Origin of the sequence: Longimicrobium sp., from assembly GCA_036387335.1 — a bacterium.
Taxonomy (GTDB): Bacteria; Gemmatimonadota; Gemmatimonadetes; order Longimicrobiales; family Longimicrobiaceae; genus Longimicrobium.
On record DASVTZ010000035.1, the window covers coordinates 1 to 9027 of the forward strand.

At 71.5% G+C, this 9027-nt stretch carries 6 protein-coding genes; 1 reads left to right on the top strand and 5 read right to left on the bottom strand.

The window, feature by feature from the left end:
• On the bottom strand, nucleotides 1–1699 hold a 1699-nt coding region (locus VF647_03250), incomplete at its 3' end, for a carbon starvation CstA family protein (GenBank protein HEX8451084.1).
• Between the two features lie 505 nt (nucleotides 1700–2204).
• Here VF647_03250 and VF647_03255 point away from each other — a divergent pair.
• Complete coding sequence (locus VF647_03255) at nucleotides 2205–4067, top strand: protein kinase (protein HEX8451085.1); 1863 nt, start codon at nucleotides 2205–2207, stop codon at nucleotides 4065–4067.
• Here the strand turns inward: VF647_03255 and VF647_03260 are convergent.
• From VF647_03260 to VF647_03275, 4 genes are all read right to left on the bottom strand, one after another.
• On the bottom strand, nucleotides 4057–4413 hold the full coding sequence (locus VF647_03260) for a lysozyme inhibitor LprI family protein (protein ID HEX8451086.1): 357 nt from the start codon (nucleotides 4411–4413) through the stop codon (nucleotides 4057–4059). The two genes, VF647_03255 and VF647_03260, sit on opposite strands and share 11 nt — an antisense overlap.
• Nucleotides 4414–4533: 120 nt before the next feature.
• Nucleotides 4534–6600, bottom strand: coding sequence for a helicase-associated domain-containing protein (locus VF647_03265; GenBank protein ID HEX8451087.1), 2067 nt, complete (start codon nucleotides 6598–6600; stop codon nucleotides 4534–4536).
• Nucleotides 6597–8282, bottom strand: coding sequence for a DNA repair helicase XPB (locus VF647_03270; protein ID HEX8451088.1), 1686 nt, complete (start codon nucleotides 8280–8282; stop codon nucleotides 6597–6599). Before VF647_03270 ends, VF647_03265 begins: the two co-directional genes overlap by 4 nt.
• 356 nt (nucleotides 8283–8638) lie before the next feature.
• Nucleotides 8639–9027 (bottom strand): alpha/beta hydrolase (locus VF647_03275; GenBank protein ID HEX8451089.1); only part of this gene is annotated, 389 nt, incomplete at its 5' end.

The following is a 9027-nucleotide window of genomic DNA, read 5'->3' on the forward strand; positions in this document are numbered from 1 at the left end:
TGATTAGCACCGTCGTCCCCACGCAGAGCGCGACGGCGGCCAGGAGCTGGTTGGAGATGCCGAAGAGGGGCCAGAGCGAGTTGATGCCGCCCAGCGGATCGACCACGCCCTGGTAGAGGAAGTACCCCCAGAACGCCACCATCAACCCGCTGGAGAGCACGACGGACGGATACCACGAGGTGCGCCCCAGCGGCTTCCACACGTGCCCCAGCAGCTCCTGCAGCATGAAGCGGCCGACGCGCGTGCCCGTGTCGATGGTGGTGAGGATGAACAGCGCCTCGAACATGATGGCGAAGTGGTACCACACCGCCGCCAGCGCGCTGCCGCCGAACACCCCCGAGAAGATCTGCGCCATCCCCACCGCCAGCGAGGGCGCGCCGCCGGTGCGCGCCAGCAGCGTCTGCTCGCCCACCTGCCGCGCCAGCGCCTCCATGTCGCCGGGGGTCACCACGAAGCCCCACGTCGCGATGGTGCGCGTCGCCTCGGCCAGCGTGCCGCCGACCACCCCCGCGGGCGAGTTGATGGCGAAGTAGACGCCGGGCTGCAGGATGCCGGCGGCCACCATCGCCATCACCCCCACGAAGCTTTCCATCAGCATCGCCCCGTAGCCCACCATGCGCGCGTCGCTCTCGCGGCTCAGCATCTTGGGCGTGGTGCCGGAGGCCACCAGCGCGTGGAAGCCGCTGATGGCGCCGCACGCCACGGTGATGAAGGCGAACGGGAAGAGCTTGCCGCTGAACACCGGCCCAGTGCCGTCCACGAACCTCGTCATGGCCGGCATGTGGATGACGGGGAGCGACACCAGGATCCCCACCGCGAGCCCCAGGATGGTGCCGATTTTGAGAAAGGTGCTCAGGTAGTCGCGCGGGCAGAGGAGGACCCACACCGGGAGCACGGAGGCGACGAAGCCGTACCCCGCCATCAGCCAGACGAGCGTCGTCTTCTCGACGGTGAAGACGGCGGCCCACGCGGGATTCCTGGCCACCCACCCGCCGGCCACCACCGCGGCCAACACCAGCACCACCCCGATCGCGGACGCCTCGCCCACGCGGCCGGGGCGGAAGGCGTGCATCCACCACCCCATCAGCAGGGCGATGGGGATGGTGCAGGCGATGGTGAAGAGCCCCCAGGGCGAATGCGCCAGCGCGTTGACGACGATGAGCGCGAGCACGGCCAGAAGGATCGCCATGATGGCGAGCACGGCCACCATGGAGATCAACCCGGCCGTCGTGTTGATCTCCTCGCGCGCCATCTGCCCCAGCGACTTGCCGTCGCGGCGCATGGATGCGAAGAGGATGATGAAGTCCTGCACCGCCCCGGCGAGCACCACGCCCACGATCAGCCAGAGCGTCCCCGGCAGGTATCCGAACTGCGCCGCCAGCACCGGCCCCACCAGCGGCCCCGCCCCCGCGATCGCCGCGAAGTGGTGGCCGAAGAGGACCCACCGGTGCGTGGGCACGAAGTCCACTCCGTTCTCCAGCCGCTCCGATGGAGTGGCGCGGCGATCGTCCAGCTCGAAGACCTTCGTGGCCAGGAAGCGCGCGTAGAAGCGGTACGCCACCGCGTAGGTGCACACCGCCGCCACCACCAGCCAGGCGGCGTTGATGGTTTCGCCTCTGTGCAGCGCCATCACCGCGATGGCCGCCGCGCCCAGCACGGCTACGGCGCTCCACAGCAGGATGCGGACGGACTTGGGCATGGAGGGGCTTCGTGCGTGGAAACGGGTGCGGGGGTGGGGGGACAAGGTAGTTTGGGCGATCGTTCGGTGGAAGGGAAGGGAAGGGAAGGGAAGGGAAGTGCGTGAGTGCGTTAGTGCGTGAGTGCGTTGTCTTCGCGTGAAGTGGCGGCTCGCCGATCCGATTCCCCCCCCATTTGTCATCCTGAGGGAGCCGCGCGACGGATGCTCACGGTGCGCCGTACTCCCGCGGCGACCGAAGGATCTAGCCGGCGAGGCAGGAGGACGGCGCCGTACCACGGGCCTCGCGCCACGCGCAGTAGATCCTTCGCTCCGCGCCACAGGTTCGTGACGGGGCAAGGTTGGCGCGGCGCGTCGCTCAGGATGACAGAAGAAGGGAGGATGCCCGTTCCTCCTGTCACGCACTCACGCACTCACGCACTCACGCACTTCCGTCCCCCCGGATCGTATCTTGCCGGATGCGCGGCATTCCCGGGGTACCGCGCGCGCCACGACTCAACCCGACGCCATGTCCGGACTCGAAGGGCTCCTCGCCGGCCGCACGCTGATGGGCCGCTACCGGATCGAGGAAGTGATCGGCAGGGGCGGCTTCGCAGCCGTGTACCGGGCCCACGACGAACGCCTCGGCCGCACGGTGGCGGTCAAGGTCATCACCGTGGTCGCGGCGGACGCGGCGACGCGCGACCAGATCCGCCGCCGGTTCGAGCGCGAGGCGCGCGTCGCCGCCAGCCTGGACCATCCCAACGTCGTGACCGTCTACGACGTAGGGACCGATCCCGACCTGGAGCTCGACTTCCTGGTGATGGAGCTGCTGCGCGGCGAGGACCTGTCGCGCCGCCTCGCACGCCCGGAGCGGCTGGAGACGCCCGCGGCGGTGCGCATCCTCCGCGACACCGCGCACGGAATCGCGGCGGGACACCGCGGCGGGCTGATTCATCGCGACGTGAAGCCGGCCAACATCTTCCTCGCGGAGCACGAGCGCGAGGAGCGCTTCCGCGTGTGCGTGCTCGACTTCGGCATCGCGCGCATCCGCGACGCCGAGCAGTCGCTCACGAAGCTGACCCGGGGCGCCGCGCCGCTCTCGCCGCGCTATGCATCGCCGGAGCAGCTCCAGGACGCGCGCGACCTTTCCCCCGCGTCCGACGTGTACAGCCTGGGGGTGATCGGGTACGAGCTGCTGACGGGGGAGCGCCCGTTCGACCCCGAGCAGATTCGCCTGTTGACGCGCGGGGACGCGGCCGATCCGCCCTCGTTCGATGCCATCCCCGCCCAGGTCGAGCCGATCATCCGCAGGGCGATGGAGCTGGACCCGGAGCGCCGCTTCGCCGACGCCGGCGAGATGGCCGAGGCGCTGGATGCCGCTCTCACCTCGCTCCGCGCCGAAGCCGTGCCGGTCGTCGTGCCCGTCGAGGCGTCGGAGACGGTGATGCTCCCCGCCACCGAGCCGGCCGCGGCGGTGCCGGGGGTCGTGGCGCCTCCCGTTGTCGTGCCCACGCCCGCGGCCGAGCCCGTGCGCGAGACGCCGCCCGCCCCGCTCGCGGATCCCACGCGCGAGGTGCCGCTCCTGGCGGAGCGCGTGCCGGCGGGTGTGCCAGTCACTGGACGTCCGGCGCGCCGCCGTGCTTCACCCGCGCTGCTCGTGGGGGTTCCGCTGCTCCTGCTCGTGGGCGGCGGCGCGTGGTGGGCGATGTCTCGCGACACACCGGATGCACCGCGTCCCGTCGAGCAGACCACGGCAGCCGCGCCGCCCGCCGCGACTCCGCCGCCCGCGCGCACGCCCGACTCTCTCGCCTGGAGCGCCCCCGACGGCGGAGACCCGGCCGAGGCCGGAGCAGTGCAGCAGCCGGGCTCGGGTGGGGTCCCTGCCGGCGGCGCCGTGCCCGGCGGTGGTGCGGCACCTGCCGGCGGTGCAGCGCCTCCCGCCCAGCCCGGCACCGCCCCGGCGGCCAGCGGCACGTTCGCGGGCACGTCCACGCCACCGCGGACCCCCGCGCCCGCGTCGAGCCCCGCCGCGGCGAGCGCGGCGCGCCAGGCGGAGCAGCGCTTCGAAGTCGGGGACTTTCCGGCGGCGGTGGCGGGATTCAGGCGGGCGGTGGCGGCGGCGCCGGGCAACGCGCACTATCGCAACCAGCTGGGATGGGCCCTCTTCCAGAGCGGCGACCTGGCCGGTGCGGAGCGGGAGCTGCGCGAGACGGTGCGGCTGGATCCCAACCGCGCCATCGCCTACGCCAACCTGGGAGAGGTGTACCGGGTGCGCGGGCAGAAGCCGGCGGCCATCGCCAACTACCGCCGCTTCCTGGAGCTGAACACCAACGAGCGCCGCGAAGAGATCGCGAGGGGAAAGCTGCGGGGGATGGGCGCTACCCCCTGAACCGGCGCACGTACGCGGTCCGCTGCCGCACGGCGAGGATCTGCGAGGGGAGCACCTTGGCGATGGAGTGGTTGGCCCAGGGGCGCGAGTAGTACGCGGTAAGCACGCGGTCGTAGCGCACGAGCCAGGCGCGCTGGTCCTGGAGCAGGGCGTTGCGCGCCGCGGCGGAGAGGCTGGCCATCTTCGCCGCGTACACGCGGTTCAGCTCGGCATCGGCCGCCGCGTAGTCGCGCCGCAGGCAGTCCACCACTTCGGTGCGCGTGAGCATCCAGAAGTCCTGGCACGGGTGCGCCACGTTCTCCCGGAACTCCTGCGCCTCCACACCGCCCGCCAGCAGCACCGCCATCACCGCGGCACAACCTGCTCCCCGAGCTCTCCGCATCGACGTACTCACGCGCTGTTGTGCATCCCGGCTCCCCGCCCGCATCGTTGCGCACAACGGATGCCCCACGGTTTCAGGGGCGAATCAGTCTGAAACGAAGATCCCCTTCTCGCGGAGCCGCTTGACGAGCGCGGTCCGGTCCTTCCCCTGCGCCTTCACGCGAAGGATGGTCGGGGTGATCGCCTCCACCTGTTTTCCGCCGGCGGCGCGTACCCGCGCGGCGGTGTCGGCGTCGGGGCACTCGATGAGGATGGCCGGGAGCAGGCTCACCCTGCGCGTGCTCCCCATCCAGTCGCGCACCTGGCGAGCGACGTTGGCCGGCACCCCGCCGCGCGCGACCTGCTCCAGCGATCCCACCACCTGGTCGCCGGTCAGCCCCTGCTCGGCGGCGCGGATCGCGGAAGCGCGCGTGATGCGAAAGAGCGCCCCCACCCCCGCGCCGACGCGGTCCGCGAAGCGCGCCATCTCCGGCTCCAGGCGCGGGGCGGGCGCAAGGAACACGATCTCGAAGTCGGGCTGCACCAGCACCTCGCCCTCCGGCGGGGGCGCGTACTCAAAGCTGTCGGTGGCGCCCAGCAGGTAGCGTCCGACCGGCGTCAGCCCCACGCAGGGAACGCCGTCCGCCGTGCGGGCCAGCCGCGCGCCGCCGAACGCAAAGAGCCGCAGCGCCAGAAAAGTGCGCAGCAGGTCGATCCAGAGAAGCTCCCACCCCTCACGGGTGGACGGAGTCGATGACGAATACCGCTTCTCCAGGAGCTTGCGGAGGCCCGGGCCGAGGAATGGGTTCGCCGCGACGGAGTGGAAGAGCAGCAGCTCCTCCACCGGCACCACTGCACCCGGCGGGATGGAGAGGAACACGGCGGCCGTAGCCGTGCGCAGGTCCACCCCCGCGCCCCTGGGGATCTCGACGCCGAGCCGCGTGGGGAAGAAGTCGCTCCCCCGGGACGGGTCGTACCACCCCGGAGGGTTGCGCTGGCCCGACGCACGGAGGAGCTGGAGCACCCCTCGGAGGCGCTCGCCCTCCCCAAGCTCCAGCCAGCGCACGCCCTCCTTGGTGGCGGCGAGATGGCGCTTGCCGCTCTTGTCCTCACGCGTGGCGGCGAGCCCGAAGCTGATCAGCGCCCGCGCGGCGGCGGTGGCCCGCGCGATGAGCTCGGGGCCCGGACCGGCGCGCCGCCGCCCGCGCTGCGCGTCCTCGTCCTCGTCGAAGTCGTCTTCCTCGTCGAGGTCCTCCGGGAGGTCCAGGATCTCGCCGACCCACGCCGGGAGCGGCTGGAGGCGGGACGCCAGCGTCGTTTGCGCCCGGGCGTACAGCACACCGTCGCCGCGCAGGGGGATGGGGGCGGTGGCGACCTCCACCAGCACCGCGGTCATGTCCGCGAGTGCGTAGGGCGTTTCGAAGCTCTCGGCGGGCTCCGCGGGTTTTGGCGCGGGCGGCGGCGGTCCGAGCCGCAGCGCGGCGCCCGGGCTGAGCCCCACCACCGCTTCGGGCCCCTGCTCGCGAAGGGTGGGGAAGAGGAGGAGATAGCGGAACCCCGCCTTCAGCACCGCCGCGCGCGTGTCGTCGTCCAGCCCGGGTAGGATCTCGCGGAGGGGCACGCCGCGCGGATTGCCGGCGAACGAGCGCACCAGCACCTGGAGTGCGTCGAACACCCCGTGGTGCATCAGGTGCGTGCCCTCGGATTGCGTGACGAGCTGCGCTTCCCACCTGGCCGCGGCGCGGCGATCCTGCAGCGCGAGGAACCCTTCCACCCAGCCCACGGAGAAGGTCTGCTCCGCGACCTGCACGGGATTCGCCCACGAGTAGCCCGTGGTGCTGATCCGCCTGGCCTCGTCGTTCGTGAGATTCTCGCGCACGTAGTCCGCCGCGAGCGCCGGCTCGTTGGCGTCCAGGACGGGGAAGCCGTGCATCGTCCGCAGGGCCAGGAGCAGCGCGTGGTACCGCGGGGTCGCCTCCCACAGCGTGCCCTGCGCCCCGGCCACGACGATCATCCCGGCCTTCTCCAGCTCCGCCTTCGCGGCCCCCAGCACCGACGCGGCGGTCCCCTCGGGCTTCACCTCCACGAAGGCGCGGCGCGCGGCGGGGGAGAGCGCCTCCCAATCCGGGAGGGTCGCCAGGACCCCCCGCCAGTCCAGGTCGGCCAGCTTCATCCGGCGAACTCCTCCGCGTCGGCGATGCGGTACTCGTAGCCCTGCTCGCAGAGGAAGAGCTGGCGCTTGAGGGCGAAGTCCTGCTCCACGGTGTCGCGGCTCACCAGAGTGTAGAAGTGTGCCTGGTTTGCGCCCTTCTTCGGCCGCAGGATGCGCCCCAGCCGCTGCGCCTCCTCCTGCCGCGATCCAAAGGTCCCCGACACCTGCACCGCCACCGCCGCGTCGGGCAGGTCCACGGCGAAGTTGGCCACCTTCGACACGGCGAGCACGGGAATGCGCCCCTCGCGAAAGTCGCGGTACAGCACGTCGCGGCGCCGCTGCCCGGTGCTCCCGGTGAGGACGGGCACGTCCAGCCCGCGCGCCAGGCACTCCACCTGGTCCACGTACATCCCGATCAGCAGCGCGGGCTCGCCGGGATGGAGCGCCAGGATGCGGCGCGCCACCTCCAGCTTGTCCGGGTTCTCCGACGCGACGCGGAACTGCTCGCGCGGCTCGGTGACGGCGTACTCCATCCGCAGCTCCTCGGAGAGGGGGACGCGCACCTCGGTGCAGGTGGCGCGGGCGATCCACCCCTGCCCCTCCAGCTCCTTCCAGGGAACGTCCGCCTTCTTGGGGCCGATCAGGGCGAAGACGTCGTCCTCGCGCCCGTCCTCGCGCACCAGGGTGGCGGTGAGGCCCAGGCGCCGGCGCGCCTGCAGCCCGGCCGTCACCTGGAAGACGGGCGCGGGAAGGAGGTGCACCTCGTCGTACACGATCAGCCCCCAGTCGCGCCGGTCGAACAGCTCCAGGTGGCGGAACGCGCCCTCGCGGCTGTCCCGGTGCGTGAGCACCTGGTAGGTGGCCACGGTCACCGGCTTTACGTCCTTGGCCTGCCCGGTGTACTCCCCCACCTGATCTTCGTGCAGCGTGGTGCGGTCCAGGATCTCGCGGATCCACTGGCGCACGGCGGTCACGCTGGTGGTGAGCACCAGGGTGGAGCTCCCCACGCGCGCCATGCACTCCATCCCCACCAGCGTCTTCCCCGCGCCGCAGGGGAGGACGACCACCCCCGAGCCGCCCCGCTCCGAGCCGCCCGCGTGGAAGGCGGCGATCGCGTCTTCCTGGTACGCGCGCAACGCAAAGGGCTCGCCGCCGCGCGTTACGGTGCGCAGGGAGATGGGAAGCGGCTCGCCGGGGGTGTAGCCGGCGACGTCCTCCGCCGGCCAGCCGGCCTTCACCAGCGCCTGCTTGATGCGCCCGCGCTCCGCCGGAGGGATGCGGAAGGCGGTGGGTGAGAGGCGCTCCCCCAGGTGCGGCGCCACACCCTTGATCCGCGACACCAGCTCCAGGAGCGCGGGATCGTCGCCGCACAGCACCAGCCCGTCCTCGTCGCGCACCAGCCGCAGACGCCCGTAGCGCAAGGCGGCGTCGCGGATGGAGGACTCCACGTTGGCGGGGACCGGGTACTTCGCCAGGTCGCGCAGCCCCTCCACGATGTCGGCCGGATCGGCGCCCGCGGCGCAGGCGTTCCACACGGAGAGCGGGGTGATGCGGTAGGTGTGCACGTGCTCGGGCGATTTCACCAGCTCGGCGAAGCGCGCCAGCCTGTCGCGCGCCTCCTGGAAGCGCGGGCTCGCCACCTCGGCCAGCACCGTCTGGTCGCTCTGGACGATCAGCGGGTTTTCGGGTCGGTGCCCGGCCATCTGTATCCCTGCGCAGGCTTCTCATCTCTCGCGGCGCCCGCACGGAGCGCCCGGAACGGAGCGGATTCTATCGAGTAAGCCGCGCCGCGGGAAGCCTCTGTTCACTTTGGGTGTACGAACAGCGGGTCTCACGCGGAGGCGCGGAGCCGCGGAAAGTAATGCAACCACATGACTCACGCAGAGGCGCAGAGACGCAGGAGAGGAAAGAGGAACGGCGGATCGCACACTGAGACACAGTGCGATAGGGCGAGAACAACCATGGAGGTTTTTCCTCTGTGGCTTACGGTTTCCTTCTGTGCCCTCTGTGTGAGGCTGTTCGCGGTTCTCTCCCTGCGTCTCTGCGCCTCTGCGTGAGACTACCCGTGACGTGCATCTACGTGGGCCTGGACGAAACGCACTATCTCCGCCTGCACCCGTTCACGCTGGTCGCGGTGCGGCGTGTGGCCGCAGTCGGAGAGGACGAGGATCTCGGCGGGGCCGGCGAGTTGCCGCTCGATCGCCTCCACCTGTCGCATCGTCCCGTACTCGTCGTCCTCGCCCTGGATGACGAGGGTGGGGACGCGGATGAGGCCCAGGTACTCCTCGATGTTCCAGGCGCGGAACTCGGGGTCCAGCCACACGCGGTTCCATCCCCAGAACGCGCCTTCCGCGTTGTCACCTTGGTACTTGGCGAGGCGCCGCGGCAGGTCGGTGGTGCGGTACGTGTCCGCGATGCGGGCGATGCTCGCCAGCCCTTCCGGCTCGG